This is a genomic window from Kosakonia sp. H7A (assembly GCF_003028445.1).
In the GTDB taxonomy this organism is placed as follows: domain Bacteria; phylum Pseudomonadota; class Gammaproteobacteria; order Enterobacterales; family Enterobacteriaceae; genus Kosakonia; species Kosakonia radicincitans.
Genome location: NZ_PYTZ01000001.1, coordinates 525601 through 544379, shown reverse-complemented (window position 1 = coordinate 544379; position 18779 = coordinate 525601). Strand labels below are relative to the sequence as shown.

The 18779-nt window shown below is 53.4% G+C and carries 20 protein-coding genes; 8 read left to right on the top strand and 12 right to left on the bottom strand.

All coding sequences use genetic code 11. The annotated features are described in order from the left end of the window. Nucleotides 1-300 precede the first annotated feature (300 nt). Nucleotides 301-783 carry an ATP-independent periplasmic protein-refolding chaperone Spy gene (gene spy, locus CWM66_RS02480; protein WP_007374618.1) on the top strand — a complete coding sequence of 161 codons (483 nt, stop codon included), beginning with the start codon at nt 301-303 and terminating at the stop codon, nt 781-783. Between the two features lie 300 nt (nt 784-1083). Then, a complete protein-coding gene (gene ves / locus CWM66_RS02475) occupies nt 1084-1641 on the top strand; it encodes an environmental stress-induced protein Ves (RefSeq protein ID WP_007374620.1) in 558 nt (185 codons plus the stop codon). On the opposite strand, the gene cho is transcribed toward ves, so the two are convergent. Continuing rightward, the gene (gene cho / locus CWM66_RS02470; protein WP_071920669.1) at nt 1638-2501 is read right to left on the bottom strand and encodes an excinuclease Cho; all 864 of its coding nucleotides are present in this window, start codon (nt 2499-2501) and stop codon (nt 1638-1640) included. The genes ves and cho overlap by 4 nt on opposite strands. Nucleotides 2502-2694: 193 nt before the next feature. Further along, entirely contained in the window at nt 2695-3522 is an 828-nt protein-coding gene (gene nadE, locus CWM66_RS02465; RefSeq protein ID WP_007374623.1) for an ammonia-dependent NAD(+) synthetase, read from the bottom strand. A 255-nt stretch (nt 3523-3777) separates the two neighbouring features. On the opposite strand from nadE, the gene osmE reads away from it, so the two are divergent. After that, nucleotides 3778-4116: an osmotically-inducible lipoprotein OsmE gene (gene osmE / locus CWM66_RS02460; protein ID WP_007374624.1), complete on the top strand. Its 339-nt coding sequence runs from the start codon at nt 3778-3780 to the stop codon at nt 4114-4116. A 53-nt stretch (nt 4117-4169) separates the two neighbouring features. Here osmE and katE read toward each other — a convergent pair whose 3' ends face one another. Continuing rightward, nucleotides 4170-6422, bottom strand: coding sequence for a catalase HPII (gene katE / locus CWM66_RS02455; protein WP_107146214.1), 2253 nt, complete (start codon nt 6420-6422; stop codon nt 4170-4172). Between the two features lie 202 nt (nt 6423-6624). Here katE and cedA point away from each other — a divergent pair, with 202 nt between their 5' ends. Then, entirely contained in the window at nt 6625-6882 is a 258-nt protein-coding gene (cedA, locus tag CWM66_RS02450) for a cell division activator CedA (protein WP_071532056.1), read from the top strand. Nucleotides 6883-6890: 8 nt separating this feature from the next. Here cedA and CWM66_RS02445 read toward each other — a convergent pair whose 3' ends face one another. After that, on the bottom strand, nt 6891-7808 hold the full coding sequence (locus CWM66_RS02445; RefSeq protein WP_007374627.1) for a LysR family transcriptional regulator: 918 nt from the start codon (nt 7806-7808) through the stop codon (nt 6891-6893). A gap of 99 nt (nt 7809-7907) precedes the next feature. Here CWM66_RS02445 and CWM66_RS02440 point away from each other — a divergent pair, with 99 nt between their 5' ends. Beyond that, on the top strand, nt 7908-8753 hold the full coding sequence (locus tag CWM66_RS02440; RefSeq protein ID WP_007374628.1) for a type 1 glutamine amidotransferase domain-containing protein: 846 nt from the start codon (nt 7908-7910) through the stop codon (nt 8751-8753). A 44-nt stretch (nt 8754-8797) separates the two neighbouring features. Here the strand turns inward: CWM66_RS02440 and CWM66_RS02435 are convergent, their stop codons facing one another. The 4 genes from CWM66_RS02435 to hxpB all read right to left on the bottom strand — a co-directional run bounded on the left by CWM66_RS02435 (nt 8798) and on the right by hxpB (nt 12585). Continuing rightward, entirely contained in the window at nt 8798-10189 is a 1392-nt protein-coding gene (locus tag CWM66_RS02435) for an L-cystine transporter (protein WP_035886115.1), read from the bottom strand. Nucleotides 10190-10319: 130 nt separating this feature from the next. Beyond that, entirely contained in the window at nt 10320-10910 is a 591-nt protein-coding gene (locus tag CWM66_RS02430) for a metal-dependent hydrolase (RefSeq protein WP_007374630.1), read from the bottom strand. 97 nt (nt 10911-11007) lie between these two features. Next, nucleotides 11008-11769 carry a 2-dehydro-3-deoxy-D-gluconate 5-dehydrogenase KduD gene (gene kduD / locus CWM66_RS02425; RefSeq protein WP_007374631.1) on the bottom strand — a complete coding sequence of 254 codons (762 nt, stop codon included), beginning with the start codon at nt 11767-11769 and terminating at the stop codon, nt 11008-11010. A gap of 147 nt (nt 11770-11916) precedes the next feature. Next, nucleotides 11917-12585 (bottom strand): hexitol phosphatase HxpB, encoded by a 669-nt coding sequence (gene hxpB, locus CWM66_RS02420; RefSeq protein ID WP_107146213.1) that lies wholly within the window; start codon nt 12583-12585, stop codon nt 11917-11919. A 147-nt stretch (nt 12586-12732) separates the two neighbouring features. Here hxpB and CWM66_RS02415 point away from each other — a divergent pair, with 147 nt between their 5' ends. Further along, on the top strand, nt 12733-13269 hold the full coding sequence (locus CWM66_RS02415; RefSeq protein ID WP_007374633.1) for a YniB family protein: 537 nt from the start codon (nt 12733-12735) through the stop codon (nt 13267-13269). A 45-nt stretch (nt 13270-13314) separates the two neighbouring features. Here the strand turns inward: CWM66_RS02415 and CWM66_RS02410 are convergent, their stop codons facing one another. From CWM66_RS02410 to pfkB, 3 genes are all read right to left on the bottom strand, one after another. After that, the gene (locus tag CWM66_RS02410; RefSeq protein WP_007374634.1) at nt 13315-14175 is read right to left on the bottom strand and encodes a fructosamine kinase family protein; all 861 of its coding nucleotides are present in this window, start codon (nt 14173-14175) and stop codon (nt 13315-13317) included. Between the two features lie 105 nt (nt 14176-14280). Next, on the bottom strand, nt 14281-14571 hold the full coding sequence (gene ghoS, locus CWM66_RS02405; RefSeq protein ID WP_090397033.1) for a type V toxin-antitoxin system endoribonuclease antitoxin GhoS: 291 nt from the start codon (nt 14569-14571) through the stop codon (nt 14281-14283). A gap of 64 nt (nt 14572-14635) precedes the next feature. After that, nucleotides 14636-15568, bottom strand: a complete 933-nt coding sequence (gene pfkB / locus CWM66_RS02400; protein ID WP_035886113.1) for a 6-phosphofructokinase II — start codon at nt 15566-15568, stop codon at nt 14636-14638. Between the two features lie 292 nt (nt 15569-15860). On the opposite strand from pfkB, the gene CWM66_RS02395 reads away from it, so the two are divergent. After that, nucleotides 15861-16616: a YdiY family protein gene (locus tag CWM66_RS02395; RefSeq protein ID WP_007374637.1), complete on the top strand. Its 756-nt coding sequence runs from the start codon at nt 15861-15863 to the stop codon at nt 16614-16616. Between the two features lie 259 nt (nt 16617-16875). Then, a complete protein-coding gene (locus tag CWM66_RS02390) occupies nt 16876-17091 on the top strand; it encodes a hypothetical protein (RefSeq protein WP_035943610.1) in 216 nt (71 codons plus the stop codon). 162 nt (nt 17092-17253) lie between these two features. On the opposite strand, the gene CWM66_RS02385 is transcribed toward CWM66_RS02390, so the two are convergent. After that, nucleotides 17254-18699: a flagellin gene (locus tag CWM66_RS02385; RefSeq protein WP_107146212.1), complete on the bottom strand. Its 1446-nt coding sequence runs from the start codon at nt 18697-18699 to the stop codon at nt 17254-17256. Between the last annotated feature and the right edge of the window lie 80 nt (nt 18700-18779).

Here is an 18779-nt window from a genome sequence, read left to right as displayed (position 1 = left end):
CCACAGGGCTTATTTTTTTTGGTGGCTTTTTAAATAAATTACGGAAAAATCCTGGTTGCTGGGTTTATTATTAATCAGCGTTACTTTATACTCTTCATAATTCCTTATTAATCAATGTATTGATTATTTAATTTTCAACTCTCCACTGTTTATCCTTATTTCCCTCACATTTGACGTAAAAAGAGTATTTACACTTTCATTGTTTTACTGTCGCTCTGATTAATTGACGATAAAGACGGTAAAGTAAATAGCGTCAACACGGCAATCGCCGTAAGTAAAACCGAAGTAAGGAATAAAATTATGCGTAAATTGACTGCTCTGTTTGTTGCCTCTACCCTGGCTTTTGGCGCTGCTGGCCTGGCGCACGCCGACGATACAACGGCTGCACCTGCTGACGGTAAGCCGATGATGATGCACCACAAGGGTAAAGGTCCGCACGATATGATGTTCAGAGACCTGAATCTGACCGATGCACAGAAACAGCAGATCCACGAAATTATGAAAAGCCAGCGTGATGAGATGAAACGTCCGCGGGTTGAAGAGATGCGTGCAATGCATGACATCATCACCAGCGACAGCTTCGACAAAGCGAAAGCGGAAGCACAGATCGCGAAAATGGAAGAACAGCATAAAGCTGGCATGCTGAGACATATGGAAACGCAGAACAAAATTTACAACATCCTGACGCCGGAGCAGAAAAAGCAGTTCAATGCGAATTTTGAGAAGCGTCTGACAGAACGTCCGGCAGCGGAAGGTAAAATGCCTCCTGCACCTGCTGAGTAATTCAGCACCCCCTATCAAGACCGCCGGTTTTGCCCATTGCATGCAGTACGTGATGGGCAGAATCGGCGGTTTTTCTTTCCTTCCCTCTTGCCAGCCGCCCGTGGCACGGTATTCTCGTGAAGCCCCTCTTCTCGGGTGCGTTACTTATCTGAAATTTATATTTTTTTACATGTCTGGTTACGCTGTGGCCTAAGGCAAATTGTTGCTGCTGCCGATAATCCGACAACGACAATAAACAATAACAAGCTGCCTGCTGAAGCAGCGGCGCGGATTGCATCACCGCGCCCTTCAGGAGTGATGATGGAATTCTTTGATATTCGCAAAATGCCGGTGAATCTCTGGCGTAATGGTGCGGGCGAGACCCGGGAGATTTGCTGTTTTCCGCCCGCCACTCGCGATTTTAACTGGCGCGCCAGTATTGCTTCACTGGCAAGTAACGGTGAATTTCCTCAGTTCCCCGGCGTCGATCGGGTGATAACCCTGCTGGAAGGCGGTGAAGTGACGCTGGATGGCGGTAGCGTTTTCCGCCACACCCTGAAACACCATCAGCCTTTTACCTTTGCCGGTGAACAGTCTGTGAAAGTGGAACTGTCGGAAGGGAAAATGTCGATGGATTTCAATATCCTGACGCGCCGTGACCGTTGCCAGGCAAAAGTGCGCATTGCCGATCGCACGTTTACCACCTTCGGGACGCGTGGCGGCGTGGTGTTTATTCTTAGTGGCGCGTGGCAACTGGGAGATAAACTGTTAACCGCCGATCAGGGCGCTTGCTGGCAGGAAGGGCGGCATACGCTGCGGTTGTTGAAGCCAGAAGGGCAGTTGCTGTTCAGTGAAATCAGCTGGCTGCCCGGGCATTAATCCAGATCGATGATTTCATGCTCGCCGCTGAGCAAAGGTTTACAGAGTATTTTGTAACCATCATGGTCGAAACCGGCTGGCGTGCGTAGCAGCGCGGTGGCCTCACTCAGCTTGTTAACCGAACCCAGCCACAGCCAGTTGTGAATGATGTGGTATTGCGTCATCGCGCCGAAACTCTCTTTCAATCCGACCGGCCCTTGCCAGGGCCAGCATACCAGCTTCATGCGCGCCATCGCCGCCGCGAAACGCGCATCGTGCGCTTCGCGCGGTTCTCTGCCGCAGCATGCTCCGGCGCAGCGTTGCAGCGCTGAGCGGAAGCAGGGACGACCTCGCGTGACCGACTCCAGCCCCAGCAGACCGTAACAGAGCTTTTCGTCATCGGCGATGGATTGCAGCGCCTGTAACGCGGCGCGGCGGTTGGCGAACAGCCCGTGGAGCTCCGGCGTGGCGGAAAAATCCACTTCGCGCGCATAGACCACCTGCGGTTTCTCGCCACCGAGCAGTAGCGAGCAGAGCTGGCGATTGCGGCGCAGGCGTTTATTAAACAGCGGCTGCTGCTCTTTGATCAGCCGGGCTTCCAGCAGCAACGCACCCAACTCTCCGGCGGTGCAGATCCAACTGATACGCCTGGACTGGCGCAGCATTGAGGCTTCATCCGGGGTGCGCATATGTGACAGCACCCGGCTGCGGATATTGACGCTTTTGCCGATATACAGCGGCATCGCCTCGCTTTCGCCATGAAAAATATAGACGCCAGGGTGCTTTGGCATGGCCTCCAGCCACTGGCGCAAATGTTCAGGGTATTCATAAATTGCCGCTGCGTCGAATTCGAGACGCGGGGCGGATTGACGCCTTGCCACTCAGAAACTCCTGATACTGTTTACCCATCCAGTATAACAACTAACGACAGGCTAAAAAAGTGGCAAACAGGCGATGATGTGGGCAGGCCGGGAAAGCCGCGACAATATCAGGGAGCAGGGGATGGACACAGAGGGCGCGACGCTTATCAGGCCCGGCGGGCAGGCCTGATAAGATCATGATGAGTTTCAGAAATTATTTTTTCCAGAAGTCATCGAAAACGGTGATCGGCGGGCGGCGTTTGTGTTCGGTTTTCAGATACCAGCCTTCGATGATTTTGGCGATACCGGCATCCAGCGTTTTGCCTTCCAGATAATCATCGATATTTTCGTAGGTAACACCCAGCGCAGCTTCATCAGGCAGCGATGGGCGATCGTCTTCCAGATCCGCCGTTGGCGCTTTCTTGTAGAGATGTTCCGGGCAGCCCAGATACGCCAACAGTTGTTTCCCCTGACGTTTATTCAGACGGAAAATTGGGTTGATGTCGGTGCCGCCATCGCCATATTTGGTGAAGAAGCCGGTTACCGCTTCAGCAGCGTGATCGGTGCCGACCACCACGCCTTTGGTCATGCCAGCGATACTGTACTGTGCTTTCATACGTTCACGGGCCTTCTCGTTGCCGCGAACAAAATCGCTCAGCTCGATGCCAGCATCACGCAGCGCCTGTTCGCTCGCCAGCACTGCGCCTTTGATGTTCACGGTCAATACGCGATCCGGCTGGATAAAACCAATGGCATCCTGGCAATCTTGCTCGTCTGCCTGCGCGCCGTAAGGCAGACGCACCGCGATAAACTGATACGCTTCATCGCCGGTTTCCGCGCGCAGTTCGCTGATAGCCAACTGGCTGATTTTGCCGGTCAGCGTGGAATCCTGGCCGCCGCTGATGCCGAGCACCAGCGATTTAATAAAGGGAAACGTCTTCAGATAGGTTTTCAGAAAATCCACGCTGCGGCGAACTTCTTCTTCGGCGTTGATGCTCGGCTTCACGCCCAGCGCCTGAATAATCTCTTGTTGCAGAGTCATTTACCCCTCCGTTATGTAATCCTGCCTGGCAGGTTGCAAATAGCTAATATAGAGCCAAATTAACCCTTTGGCGGTAAAACGACAAGGATCACAGATCTGAGTGGCGCAATTTGCTGCGTTTTAGCAGCTTATGTCACTTTCATTAGATTTTTCCGAAAGATATGCCATCGGTAACCCATAGTTGAAAAATGCACTTTTATATTCCAGGCTTAGATAACACGCTGATACACAAGCGGATACTAAAGAGGATGGAATATGAATAAGAACATCGCAGGAATTCTGGGCACCGCCGCTGTACTGACCATGCTGGCAGGGTGTACTGCCTACGATCGCGCAAAAGATCAGGTCACGCAGCCGGTTGTGAAAGATGTGAAAAAAGGCATGAGCCGCCAGCAGGTGATGCAGATTGCAGGTCGTCCTTCTTCTGAAGTCACCATGATTCATGCGCGCGGTACCTGCCAGACCTATATTCTGGGTCAACGTGACGGTAAAACCGAAACTTACTTTGTGGCACTTGATGAAACTGGCCACGTGATGAATTCCGGTTATCAAACTTGCGCCGAGTACGATACCGACCCGCAAACTAAGCAGTAATTTATTTTTGCCTGAGCATTAAAAAAACCGGCCTGATGGCCGGTTTTTTTATCTCATGCCGGTATGCTGTCAATCTTGCCGATTCGTGACCACACCCGGTGCGCGGCAAGGTGGGTGAGGAAATCATCCACCAGTATCGATGAGGCTGAGTCGGCTTCCACAATACCGTCTTCCCCCTGCGCATCGACGCCCAGCAGCGCTTTGAACTGACGCGCATCACCCAGCAGCGCAATGGTTTTCAGATGCTTATACGCCTCCAGCAGGTAGTATTTCGCATCCCCATTTTGTAAAAGCTCGCTCACGTCGCCACCGGGGACGATCACACCGTCCACTGTCAGCGAAGGTGATCCGGCAAATGTTGCCGCCACCGGCAGGCTGGAGCCGTCATCAGCGGTCACTTCACCCATGCGGGCATACAGCAGTTTGCTGTGCACGCCTTTTGCCTGAAGCCCTTGCAGCACGTTCAGTACATCGGCAGCGCTGACGTTATCATGCAGCAGGATAGCTACTACCCGGCCTTTGACGCTGCCGTCCGGAACTGCATACAGGCTTAGCGCCGGATCTTTTTTCAGGCCGTTAACGTCCGGTGGCGGAGCGATATTGCACTGTTCATCGCTGAGCGTAATCCCGAGGTTTTCGGCAACGCCCTGCGCCAGATGAACGTCGATATGCGCCAGTTGATCAACAACGCGTTCGCGAATATAGGCGCGCGCCACTTTACTGAGCTCAAAGCTGAATGCATCGATGATATGGCGCTGCTCAAAAGGCGTCTGGCTAAGCCAGAAAAGCCGTGGATGGGCATAATACTCGGCAAAAGAGGCGCTGCGCTCGCGGATTTTATGGCCTTCAACACGCTCCTGATACGTTTCAAACCCGCCGCGTTTCGGGCCCGGCGGTGTTTCCCGCGGCCAGTTATCGTTGATCGAGTTCGGTTCATAATTGGCCGGGTTGGTATCAATATCCATGCGGTGCATGCCGTCGCGCTGGAAATTGTGATACGGGCAGGTAGGGCGATTAATCGGGATTTCATGGAAGTTTGGCCCGCCGAGACGGCTGATTTGTGTATCCGTGTAGGAGAACAGACGCCCCTGCAAGAGGGGGTCATTGGTGAAGTCCAGTCCCGGAACGATATGCCCCGGATGGAACGCGGCCTGCTCGTTTTCGGTAAAGAAATTATCCGGGTTCCGGTTGAGCACCATCTTGCCCACGCGTTGCACTGGCACCAGTTCTTCCGGGATCAGTTTGGTCGGATCCAGCAGGTCAAAATCAAATTTGAACTCGTCTTCTTCAGGGATCAGTTGCAGCCCCAGTTCATATTCCGGGTAGTCGCCCGCTTCAATGGCTTCCCACAACTCGCGACGATGGAAGTCCGGATCGCGTCCGGTCAGTTTTTGCGCCTCATCCCACACCAGAGACGCCTTGCCCGCCAGTGGTTTCCAGTGGAAGCGCACAAAGGTCGCTTTGCCTTCGGCGTTAATCAGCCGGAAGGTATGAATGCCGAAGCCTTCCATGGTGCGATAGCTGCGTGGAATGCCGCGATCCGACATCGCCCACATCACGTTGTGCAGCGTCTCCGGTTGCAAAGAGACGTAATCCCAGAAGGTGTCATGGGCGCTTTGCCCCTGCGGGATTGCCCAGTGCGGTTCCGGTTTTACGGCATGAACAAAATCCGGGAATTTATGCGCATCCTGAATAAAAAAGATCGGCGTGTTGTTGCCCACCAGATCAAAAATGCCCTCTTCGGTATAAAACTTGGTGGCAAAACCACGGATGTCGCGCACGGTATCTGCCGAACCGGCACCGCCCTGCACTGTGGAGAAGCGGACAAAAACCGGCGTGATTTTCTCTGGATCGGAGAGGAAATCGGCTTTGGTGATATCGCTCAGGCTGCGATAGGGCTGAAAATAGCCGTGCGCCGCTGAACCACGCGCGTGCACGATCCGTTCCGGAATGCGTTCATGGTCAAAATGGGTAATCTTCTCCCGCAGAATGAAATCTTCCAGCAGAGTGGGGCCACGGGTTCCGGCGCGCAGGGAGTTTTGATCGTCGGCGATGCGCACCCCTTGATTGGTGGTAAGTGGAAAATTCTCACTGCCCTTACGGAAAGGCTCAAGCGCGTTCAGTTTGTCGTTGGACGTATCCGGCGCTTTCAGGCTCCCCGGCGCGGTTGGCTGTTCACCAGGCGCAGTGGGCTTCGGGGAAGGGCGGTGAGAATTGTCTTCTGGCGCGAGGGAATCCAGCCCGGGGCGGGATTCGTTGGCATCATGTACCGGGGCATGTTGGGGGGCTTTTTTCTGTTGCGACATTGAACTCGTCTCCTGTTTTCATTACTGAAAAATGGTCGTTGTTATGGCAAAACCCCTCTAACTATAGAACATTGTCCTGTTGCTGCCCGCCAGCCCGGCAGATGGCGGTTCGATGAAAAAGCGGAGAAAAGTGCGCCAGAGGCGACGGGCGGGGTAACAATCGGCTATGATAGGTCTTTCATGTCTGTAGATTTTGTCTTTAGTGAATGCATCGCTTATGAAAACTCTTCGCCAACAAAACCGAGTCGTTATCAGCTATGTCCCGCGGGTTGAACCCGCTCCGCCCGATCATGCCGAAAAAGTGGACGGGTATCGCGATGTCTGGCTGCTGCGCGGTAAATATGTCGCTTTCGTGCTGATGGGGGAAAATTTTCACCGTTCACCGGTTTTCAGCGTCCCTGAAGCGGCCCAACGCTGGGCGACGCAGATGCGCCAGCAGGACGAACTCGACGAAGAGTAATTCTGGCGCTACGGCTGGCGGAGCGCGGTGACAAGATAATCGGCAAACGCTCTGACTCTGGCTGAAAGATGCCGGTTTTGCGGGTAAAGAAGATAGAACGGACGCGAACGGCCAGCCATCTCCTGCATCACTTCTTCCAGCCGTCCTTCCGCCACTGCCTGTGCCGCCACAAAATGGTAGATCTGAAAGAGTCCGCCGCCCGCCATCGCCCAGCCCACACCCGCCAGCACATCTTCGTGGACCCTGCGGCGACTGGTGAAACTGAAATCCTGGTTTTCACCCTGCGCGTTGCGGAAAATCCACGCCACCGGGCGGCCCGTGCTGGGTAAAATAAACTGGATTAAATCGTGCTGGCGCAGGGCATCCAGCGTCTGCGGGCGCGTGTGATTTGCCAGATACGCTGGCGATGCAAAGACGCCGACGCTGGCATCTTCCAGCTTGCGTGCCACGACGCGGGAGTCTTTCGGTTCTCCCATCCGAATGGCCAGATCGTAGCCGTCCTCAATAAAATCTATATTGCGGTTCGAAATGTTAAGTTCGACCTCGATATCCGGGTATGCCGCCATAAACGCCGGTAGCAACGGTACGATGCGGTGATGCCCGTACACCGTTCCGACGCTGACCCGCAGTACGCCTTGCGGGCGGCGCTGTTGTCCGGTTAGTGCGCGTTCTGCTTCGGCAATCTGATCCAGCGCCTGCTGGCACTGAGCGCGATACAATTCGCCATCGCTGGTCAATTTTACGCTGCGGGTGGTGCGATTAAACAACCTGACGCCAAGCCGTGTTTCCAGCCGACTAATCGTCCGGCTAACCGAGGCTGGCGTGATCCCCAGTGCTTCTGCCGCCGCAGTGAAACTACCGCTCTCTGCTGCCTTGCAGAAAAGCTCGATACTGCCCAGTTGAACTGACTCGAATGACCGTGACATTTATTCTCTGATGTAATCAATAAAGTTCTTTCAGGTTAATTTATTTACAGGAAGTGAACCAGTACATTTCTCGCACTGTTAACCTATCGGGAACCAACCATGAAAAAACTGCTACAGGGTTTGCTTGCTGTTATTGCGCTGGCTACCAGCGTGACCACCTATGCCGCATCGAAAGGCAATGTACTGGTGCTGCTCTCCAGCGAGACCGCGCTGCCGCTGCAAGAGGGGAAAAGTTATGCTTCCGGCTTTTACCTTAATGAATTTGGTGTGCCCGCCGATGCGTTGCTCAAGGCCGGATATTCGCTGACGATTGTCACCCCCAAAGGCAATAAGCCGCTACCGGATGAGCACTCGATCGACCCGATGTATTTCGCTAATAACCCGCAAGAAATGCAGCGCATTAAGAGCGTTGTGGACACACTGACTGCCGAAGGTAACGTTAAATCGCTTAAACAGGTTCTGGCGCAGGGAACGGAGAGTTATGCGGGGATCTTTATTCCTGGCGGGCACGCCCCATTGATCGATCTGCCGGGGAATGCGGATGTTGGTGCGCTGCTGCGTCAGTTCCACCGCAGCGGTAAACCGACGGCGGCTATCTGTCATGGGCCGATTGCGCTGCTGGCGGCGCAGGAGCAGCCGCAGACGTTTGAGCAGGGGCTGATTGCGGGCGCGCCAGCGGCGGCGAAAAACTGGATTTATGCGGGCTATAAGATGACGATTTTTTCCGATGCCGAAGAGCAGGCCTTTGAAACGTCGTTGAAAGGGGCGAAGTTGCGTTATTACCCGGCGCAGGCGATGGCGCAAGCAGGAGGCAAGATGGCATTTGCCAACGCCTGGCAGGCCAATGTCGTGACGGACCGGGAGCTGATTACCGGGCAAAACCCTTTCTCGGATCATGCGCTGGCAAAAACGTTGATTGCTGCGCTGGATAGCAAAAAGCGATGAGATATAAAAAAGGCGGGGAGATTCCCCGCCTTGTCGTCTTTGGCTTAACGATGCGCCAGTTCGGCGTCGTCTTCGCTCTCCAGAATAGCTTTGTCGGTTTGCTTCAGCCACTGGCTGGTCAGCGTCCCGGCGGTCATGGAACCACTCACATTCAGCGCGGTACGACCCATATCAATCAGCGGTTCAACGGAGATCAGCAACGCAACCAGCGTGACCGGCAGGCCCATGGCTGGCAGTACAATCAGCGCGGCAAATGTTGCGCCGCCGCCGACACCCGCGACACCGGCGGAGCTGACGGTGACAATCCCGACCAGCGTGGCAATCCACAACGGATCCAGCGGGTTAATGCCGACGGTGGGCGCCACCATGACAGCGAGCATTGCCGGATAGAGACCCGCACAGCCATTCTGACCAATCGTTGCACCGAAAGAGGCCGAGAAGCTGGCGATCGATTCCGGCACGCCCAGACGGCGGGTTTGTGCTTCGACGTTCAGCGGAATTGACGCCGCGCTGGAACGGCTGGTAAAGGCAAAGGTCAGCACCGGCCATACTTTGCGGAAGAATTTCAGCGGGCTGACGCCGTTAACGCCCAGCAGCAGGCCGTGCACGACAAACATAATGCCGAGGCCAAGATAGGAGGCGATAACAAAGCTGCCCAGTTTGATGATGTCCTGAATGTTGGAGCCCGCCACGACTTTGGTCATCAGCGCCAGTACACCATACGGCGTAAGCTGCATCACCAGACGCACCAGTTTCATCACCCAGCTTTGCAGCGTGTCGATAGCGGTCAGCACGCGCTGGCCTTTCGGTGCGTCATCTTTCAGCAATTTCAGCGCGGCGACGCCGAGGAAAGCGGCAAAAATTACGATGCTGATGATCGAGGTCGGATTCGCGCCGGTCAGATCGGCAAACGGGTTTTTCGGCACGAAAGAGAGCAGCAGTTGCGGTACGGTCAGATCGGCCACTTTACCGACATAATTGCTCTGGATGGCATTCAGACGCGCCGTTTCCGCTGTTCCCTGCACCAGTCCTTCGGCGGTCAGGCCAAACAGGTTAGTCACCAGCACCCCGACCAGTGCGGCAATCAGCGTAGTAAACAGCAGTGTGCCGATGGTTAAGAAGCTGATTTTACCCAACTGGGAGGCGTTATGCAGGCGCGCGACGGCGCTTAAAATAGAGGCGAATACCAGCGGCATTACGATCATTTGCAGCAGTTGAACATAGCCGTTTCCAACCACGTTAAACCACTGGATAGAGGCTTTCAGTACCGGGCTGTCAGCACCATAGATAGCCTGTAGCGCCAGGCCGAAGACCACGCCAAGCCCTAAGCCGACCAGCACTTTTTTGGCCAGGCTCCACTGTTTGTGGCGGGCCTGCGCCAGCAAAAACAGCAATGCCACGAACACAACGACGTTCGCGATTAATGGAAGATTCATCCCCGTTCTCCTGATTTCATTATTCGGTCAACCTTGCCGGTTAATCCAGTGGCGCAAGGTTAGCAGAAGTGCCGGGGTGGCCTTATATCCAAATGGAATGTTTTATGCAAAAAGCAGGGGAATTGCTGGTTTAATGGCCGGATTGTGGATGAATAAAGCGATTAAACTGATTTTGCAGCGAGTTTATCATCTGTGATGACCAGCGAACTGCACCGCTTTCGGGCAACGATTGCGGCATCCACACCGCCCAGGTGAACAGCGCCATACATAATACGCGCTCCAGTTGATTGCCTTTTTGCGGCACCAGGATCGGCAGGCGAAAGCGCCAGCGACAAGGCCATAACAGCGGCACGCCCGCAGGCGTCAGCATATCTGCAAGGATATGGCTCAAATAGCCCACCACCATTCCCTGCAATGCATCCGCAGGGACAATCCAGCTTTCCGGGACTTTTAGCGTAAACAGGGCGAGTGAGAGAAAAACCGCCAGCAGGCTGTGCGTAAAGCCCCGATGACCGAAGGCTCGCGCCACCGGTTTTGATATCCACTTCAGACGCTGGCCGAGGAAGGATTTCGGGTGATCGATGTCCGGTAACAGGCAGGTAAGAATGGCCGACGGAACAATATGCCACCAGTCACCCTGAGCAAGGACAGGTGTTAACTCGGCATTTTTGGCAAACACCGCGCAGGCAATGGAGAAAAGCAGGTGTCCTTCCGCCGTCATGATCAAACTCACTAAACTGTCGATGCATACAGTATAGGATGTTTATACAGTAGGCGGAAGAGGTGACGTTGTAACTCTTTGTCACAATCCTGTCAGATTAGCGCGCCAGCCAGCCGCCATCGACGGCAAGGGTGAAGCCATTGATGTAATCGGATGCCTGTGAAGCGAGAAACACCGCTGCGCCTTTCAAATCTTCGGGCTCGCCCCAGCGCCCGGCGGGAATGCGATCGAGTATCTCCTGGCTGCGTTCGGCATCTTCCCGCAGTTGCTGGGTATTATTGGTCGCCATATAGCCTGGCGCGATGGCGTTGACGTTAATCTGGTGCGGCGCCCACTCATTGGCCAACAGTCGGGTCAGCCCCATCACGCCGCTTTTCGACGCAGTATAAGAAGGCACGCGGATGCCGCCCTGGAAAGAGAGCATCGAGGCAATATTAATAATTTTGCCGCCGTTGCCCTGGGCGATAAATTGCCTCGCAACGGCCTGCGACAGAAAGAAGACCGTTTTCAGGTTCAGGTTCATGACGTCATCCCAGTCCTGCTCGCTGAAATCGAGGGCGTCGCAGCGTCGAATGGCGCCAGCGTTATTCACCAGAATATCTACCCGGCCCATCTGGTTCACCGTCTGATTAACAATGTCATCAAGCCCGTGCTGATGGCGCAGATCCGCCTGCACAGAAACAAAACGACGCCCGAGAGCCTGAACGCGTTCGGCCGTGTCGAGTGGAATTTTTCGGCCCACGCCGACAATATCGCAGCCCGCCTCCGCAAGCCCTAACGTCATTCCCTGACCCAGACCGGTATCGCACCCGGTCACAATGGCCACTCTACCTGCAAGCTTAAAGGCATCCAGTATCATGTTCTCTCCGGCGTAATCATTATTGTTGTAACAGGGCATCAGCGCCTGAAGATCAGAATAGAAGGTGGGCAAGAAAAATACAAATAAAATGAAATGATGTTTCAAAAATAAAACAAAGGGGCAGCAAAAGCGGCTGCCCCGGTGGAATTAGCCGATAAGATGGGCAAGCGTGAGCTGTTCGAGGCTGGTGAGCTTAACGTTAGCCAGCACATAACGCGGATCGGCGCGGTGTTCTTCATCCGGTACCACAATCGAGCGCATCCGCGCTGCTTTGCTGGCGATCATGCCATTGACGGAATCTTCCAGCGCCACACAGGTCAGCGGATCAACGCCCAGTTTGGCGGCACAATCCAGGTACACCTGCGGGTGCGGTTTGCTGTAGGGGAGGTTTTCTGCCGAGGCCAGCGCATCAAAGCTGTCGCGCAGTTCAAACATTGCCAGCACTTTTTCCAGCATATGCAGCGGCGATGCGGAGGCCAGCCCGACCAGCAGGCCGCTGGCTTTACACAACGCAATGGCTTCGCGCACGCCAGGCAGCAGCGGGCGTTTCTCTTCAACCAGCGAAATTGCGCGCTGAATAATGCGTTCGGTCACTTCTTTGCGATCCGGGCCATTCCACGGTTGCTGCGCGTACCAGAGTTCCACCACCATATCGATGCGCAGACCGAGGGTATCGGGCAATTCATGACGTCGGTTAATGTCCACGCCCAGGCTTGCCACAACCTCCAGTTCGGCGCGATCCCAGAGTGGCTCGGAGTCGATAAGCAACCCATCCATATCAAAAATGGCAGCAAGAATTTGACGCGGAGCTGTCATAAAACCTCTCTTTTTTATGGCATGTCGCCGGGGAATAAACGGTAAGTATGGTTAAACGTTCATCATACCGACTTTAAAGATCAGGCGAAAATGATTATCAGCAGGTAGACTAAGGCGGAAACAGTGCGTCACTTACAAGGGGAATCCATGACGTATCAACAAGCTGGACGCATCGCTATTCTGAAACGCGTTCTGGGTTGGGTGATTTTTATTCCGACCGTAATTTCGACAGTCATTTCCGTACTGAAATTTATGTATGACCACAGTGAAAAACAGCCAGGCATTAACGCCGTGATGCTGGATTTTGCGCATGTCATGATTGAGATGATGCGTTTTAATACGCCTTTTCTTAACCTTTTCTGGTACAACTCGCCGACGCCCGACTTCCACCAGAGCCTGAACATTGTGTTCTGGCTTATCTACGCGCTGATCTTTGTTGGTCTGGCGTTGCAGGCCTCCGGCGCGCGCATGAGCCGCCAGGCGCGTTTTCTGCGAGAAGGGGTGGAAAACCAGATGATTCTTGAACAAGCCAAAGGGCCGGAAGGGTTGTCTCGCGAGCAGATCGAAGCGCGCATCGTCGTGCCGCACCACACCATTCTGCTGCAAATTTTCCCACTTTATGTGTTGCCGGTGATTGTGATTATCGCAGGCTACTTCTTCTTTTCACTGCTGGGCTTTCTGTAAGCGGTAACAAGCCCGAAAGCGATAATGCTCCCGGGCTTGTCTGTTCTACGCTGCCAGTACGCGATCGAGCGCTTTTTGCGCGTTCAGCAGATGTTCGCCGCCAAAAAGAATGGCCCGGTTGAAGAGTGTATAAAGCTGGTAGATCGGCTGACGTTCGGGGAAATCGAGGGGCAACGGTGAGACTGACTGGTAGCCGTCGTAAATCTGCGGCGGCTGATCCGGATGCAGCGGCAACATCGCCAGATCGCACTCACGATCGCCCCAGTAACAGGCCGGATCGTAAATATAAGGACCGTCTGGCCCCAGCGCGCAGTTATCGGACCACAGATCGCCATGCAGTAAGGACGGCTGCGGCTGGTGAGAGCTAAGGCGCTGCTGGACATGCTCGACAATGGCGTCGATATTGCCGAACTCCATGCCTTTTTCCGCCGCCAGCTCCAGTTGCCAGCCAATACGCTGTTCGGCAAAAAACGTTGACCAGCGGCGCTGCCAGGCGTTGGGCTGCGGCGTGGTGGAAAGATCGTTATCAAAATCGAGGCCAAACTGCGGTTGATCGCTCCACTGGTGCAGACGCGCCAGTTGCTGACCTAGCAGAAACGCGTTGTGCGCATCCAGCGGGCGGGCAGGGAGATACTCCATGACCAGAAAGCTGTAATCGCGATCGCTACCCACCGCCCATACCGTCGGCACCTTTACCGTATTACTGCGCGCCAACAGCGCGAGCTGATCGGCTTCGGCGGTAAAAATAGGCAACAGTTCACGTTCATCGCATTTTACGAAAAGATCGCGACCCGCGTAACGGACATGCCATGCAGCATGGATTTCGCCGCCTGGCAGCTCATCCCGCTGCTCAATCTCGCCACTTCCCAGTTGTTCGCGTAACAGACCACTTATCGCTTGCCACATGATGTCTCTCCCATGTAATCAGCCAGATCATAAGGTTAGCGCACTAAAGCTGTGAAAAAATACGACGTAACGCACACCTGCGGGACAGGCGGTGCGCCATGGCACTTAATGCTCTTTTTGCTGCCATGCCTCCCAGGTGCTGATGGTGATATCAGCCTCTTCAGCCACCGCGGCGGTGGCTAATCCACGGGCGAGTTCAAGCACTTCCTGTTCACTGAGCGCACTGATGAGCCCGAAGGTGTTGGTGCCCAGATCGTGAACATTGCCATCTTCATCGGTCATCGTGAGCAGGAAACCTGCACGTGTAAAGTGGTTATTTAGCTCGTTGATTTCGGCCAGGCTTTGCTCATGAAATTTCACCACTACCACGTAGCGCGTGATGCCGTCGCTGCTCATATATCACCTCGTTGTAATCCTGAAGGTTTTTTTAGCATAGTCGTCAGGCGCTATTTGTCGATTCTCAGGCATTGCGCAAATAGTCGTAGATCTTTTGCGTGTCGGCCAGCGCACACAGGCGAGTACCATGGTTGATCGTGGCGGCGCTCCCGGCAGCAACACCGTAACGGACCATATCGTCCAGCGGCGCGTCGTGCGCCAGTTTTAGCGTCATCGCACCCACCATACTGTCGCCAGCGCCTACCGTACTCTGGCTTTTCATCGGCGGCGGCACGACCTGCACACACTGGTTCGCATCGACGGCCAGCGCACCCTGAGGGCCCAGCGATACGACAACGCGCAGCGCTTTACCGCTATCAACAATCTCCTGTGCGGCTTTGCGCACATCATCCGGCTGGGTCAACTCCCGGCCCACCAGCGCGCTTAGCTCTTTCTGATTCGGTTTGACCAGTTCGATGTTGCCGATAGCCAGCGCAGCGCTAAGGGCTTCGCCGGAACTGTCAACGATGCAGCGCAGCCCATGCTGCTGTGCGGTTTTAATCAGTTGTGTCAGTTTCCCGACGGTAATGCCTGGCGGCAGACTGCCGCTCACCACCAGCAATGCGCCTGGCTCAATGGTGAGCACTTTTTCTTCGATCTGGCGAAATTCATCTTCACTGAGGCTGGCACCCGGCATGACAAAGCGGTACTGCTCGCCGCTGGATTCAACGTGAACATGCAGGTTCTGCCGTGTCCAGTCGTTGGCGTCGACGCTAATGGTTGGCACGTTTTCATCTGCTAACAGCGCAGTCAGGTGTTCGCCGGTTGCGCCACCGGCCGGAAAAATCGCTGTGGCTTTACCACCAAGATGGGTAATGGCCCTTGCGACATTAATGCCGCCGCCGCCGGGCTCAAAAACAGGTGAAGTGCAGCGCAGTTTCCCTTCTGGATAAATCTGCGGCGTTAATGTTGCGCTGTCCAGTGAAGGTGCCAGCGTCAAAGTATAAATCGCGACCATGATGACCTCCTTTTTCTTCGGTTGCAGTAAGCCTGGCACTGAATCCAGCGGAGGGAAAGGAAATAACAGCCTGATTTAAATATGATATCGATTAACCTGGCTTAGAGGATTAATAACCATTTTGTAGTTTTTGAGATCTCTCTTATTCAAAAATTCCAATAATATTTCATTGATATGTTTAAGCGGCCTTTTTATAATTTGTTACCTTTCTTTGGAACGTTAGTCGTTGATCCTGATGAAAGTTTCCGGGACCGTGATGGTCTCTTTTTTTTGCTGTTCGGACTCTAAAAAAATGAAGCTTTTGAAGACAGTACCCGCGTTTGCACTGGTCGCGGGCGTATTTGCGGCAATGAATGCTGCCGCAGATGATACCGTTTTTACTGTCATGGATGACCCATCCACCGCGAAACACCCGTTTGAAGGTAGCGTGAACGGCGGCTATCTGGCGCAGTCCGGCAACACAAAGAGCTCCTCTTTGACTGCCGATTCCACCCTGACCTGGTACGGCAATACCACGGCCTGGTCTCTGTGGGGCAACGCCAGTAATACCTCATCGAACGATGTTCGTTCGTCTGAGAAATACGCCGTTGGCGGCCGTAGTCGTTATAACCTGACGGATTATGACTATATTTTCGGCCAGGCCAGTTGGTTGACCGATCGCTATAACGGTTATCAGGATCGTGATGTATTTACCGCCGGTTATGGTCGTCAGTTCCTGAATGGCCCGGTTCATAGCCTGCGCTTTGAATTCGGTCCTGGTGTACGTTACGACAAGTACACCGATGACAACACCAAAACCACCGCGCTGGGTTATGCATCCGGTACTTATACCTGGCAAGTGACTGACACCACCAAATTCACGCAGGGTGTGTCTGTGTTTGGCGCGGATGACACCACAGTGAACTCAGAAACAGCGCTGGAAGTGGCTATCAATGCCCATTTCGCGTTGAAAGTAGGTTATTACCTGACCTGGAACTCCCAGCCGCCTTCAACTGCGCCGGATCATACCGATCGCAGAACGACGGTTACGTTAGGTTATAAAATGTAATACGCCGGGCCGGAAATTCCGGCCCACTGTTTTTGTTTATTTGTGCTATTTTATCGCGCCTTATATTCAGTTTTATTTAAGTAAATCCCTCTCTCCATATTGTCTTCATAATTAATTACCTGGACACATATTCAGTTTATTTGACACGAATGGATAAATAAATTGACTGGGCAAAAGTGTGATCCAGATCTACACTGGTTTTACGGGCGGAAAAACGGCCCAGCAAATAATGTTCGTATTACAGAAAGAGAACTCAATTATGAAAACAATCAAAACTGCCGCAGTTGCCGTGGTGCTTTCCGCACTCTCTTTTGGCGTCTTCGCGGCTCAGTCTGCTACTTCAGCCAGCCAGAGCAACACGAATATCACTAACATTGAAGCGGGCTCCAATATGGTGCCGGTCGCACAATCTACTCACGGAACCAACGATCAGGCGTTTGATGCGCATACGCTGGTTGCTGGTGAATGGAATTAAGTAGATTCTTAGTTAATTCATTAACTTTGAAAAACCGGAGAGTGTAGTACCGGTTTTTGCAATTATCCCCTAATGTAAAATTAGCGCTCTGTATTTTATTAAACATTGACGAAAACTGACGGTGATATTTAAAGAACTACAGGTGTTAAATAGGTTGTCTGTTTAACTCCGCAACAAAGATAAAATATTTTCTGCCGACTGATTTGCCACTTTGAGTACGGCATCCTGCCCCTGTTGTAATATTTGTGCTTTCACCATCTTGCTGATTTCCAGTGCATAATCTGCGTCTTCAATGCGGCTTTTTGCCGCCTGTGTGGCCATATTTTGTTGCGCCAGCACTGATTTTGACGATTCAAAGCGATTAATGAACGCACCGTACTGAGAACGATAGTGACTGACTTTCTCCAGCGCGCTATCGAGTGTTCCCATCGCATCACCAGCGGTCGCCATCGAACGAATATCGGTATTCAGTAACCCCAACGATTTCAGATCGGCCGGCGTGGTCGGCATCGTAACGGCACCCACCTCGCCATCAAAATTTGCACTGGTGACCACCTCCCAGGGAAAACTCTGCTTTGGCGGTTCGGCGGGCGTGATTTTTGGCGTGGGCAGGGTGCCCCAGTTCAGGTTACTGGTAAACGAGCCGCTACCGACAATCATCACCACCAAATCTTCCGTAACGTTATCTATTTTGATTCGTTCCAGCCGGTTGGAACCATTACTGCCGTCGTTGTAGGCTTTGCCGGATTCGTAGCGATCGCCATCACCGCTGTATCGGATGGTCATGCCGTCGTAATTAAGCGTTGCGCTGCCATTCAGCACCCAACTGGAACCTCCTTCTATCAATAATGAATCATCATAGATTGCACCTGCCTCAAAACCGTTGGCCTCGGTCAGTACGCGGCTGGTCGCTTTTGCCGGGGTGGTAATACCGCGGCTTTTCCAGGTGTAATCCGGATCGGTACCGTCGATCGGCGTACCGGCAAGGTGCTTGCCATCGCGCGTGAAGAGCTGAATGTCATCGTCAAGTCCCAATGAATCAATAGTGAGGGTGATATCCTTCGCCCCCGCGGGAATATACGCCAGAGAAACAATTCCCGAGCTGAATGTGTAATTCGTTCCTGCAACGGGAAATTTCGTGTCCAGTGGCGGAACATTACCGATTAACTCTGGCGGCAGATCCGGGGTGTCGGTGGCCAGCGGGTAGCGACCAAAAATCTCTGTGTTTTCTGAAAGGTACTGAATATTTTCAAGAATTTCTTGATATTCAGCATGCAAACTTTCCCGGTCACTTACCGACAACGTACTGTTACCGGACTGGATGGCCAGGCTTTTCGCTCGGATCAACAATTCACCGACGGTACCCAGGCTGTCTTCGGCGGTTTGCGCCATACTCATGGCATCGTCAAGCCCGCGTGAAATCACGGTATCCGAATTAACATTGGCGCGCATGCGGTTAACAATCGCCTGGCCTGCAGCGTCGTCTTTCGCACCGTTGATGCGCAATCCAGACGATAATCGTGCAATAGATTCCTGTAATGCTGATGCCGTTTTCTGGCGGGTGGACAGATTGAGACCGACCATTTCATTGTAATTAATCGTCTGCATCGCTGAGCTAACTTATCCGTGCTTCTAATGAATCATTCATCGGCAGTGGAGGCAGGTAACTTTAAGGTAAATTTACAAGT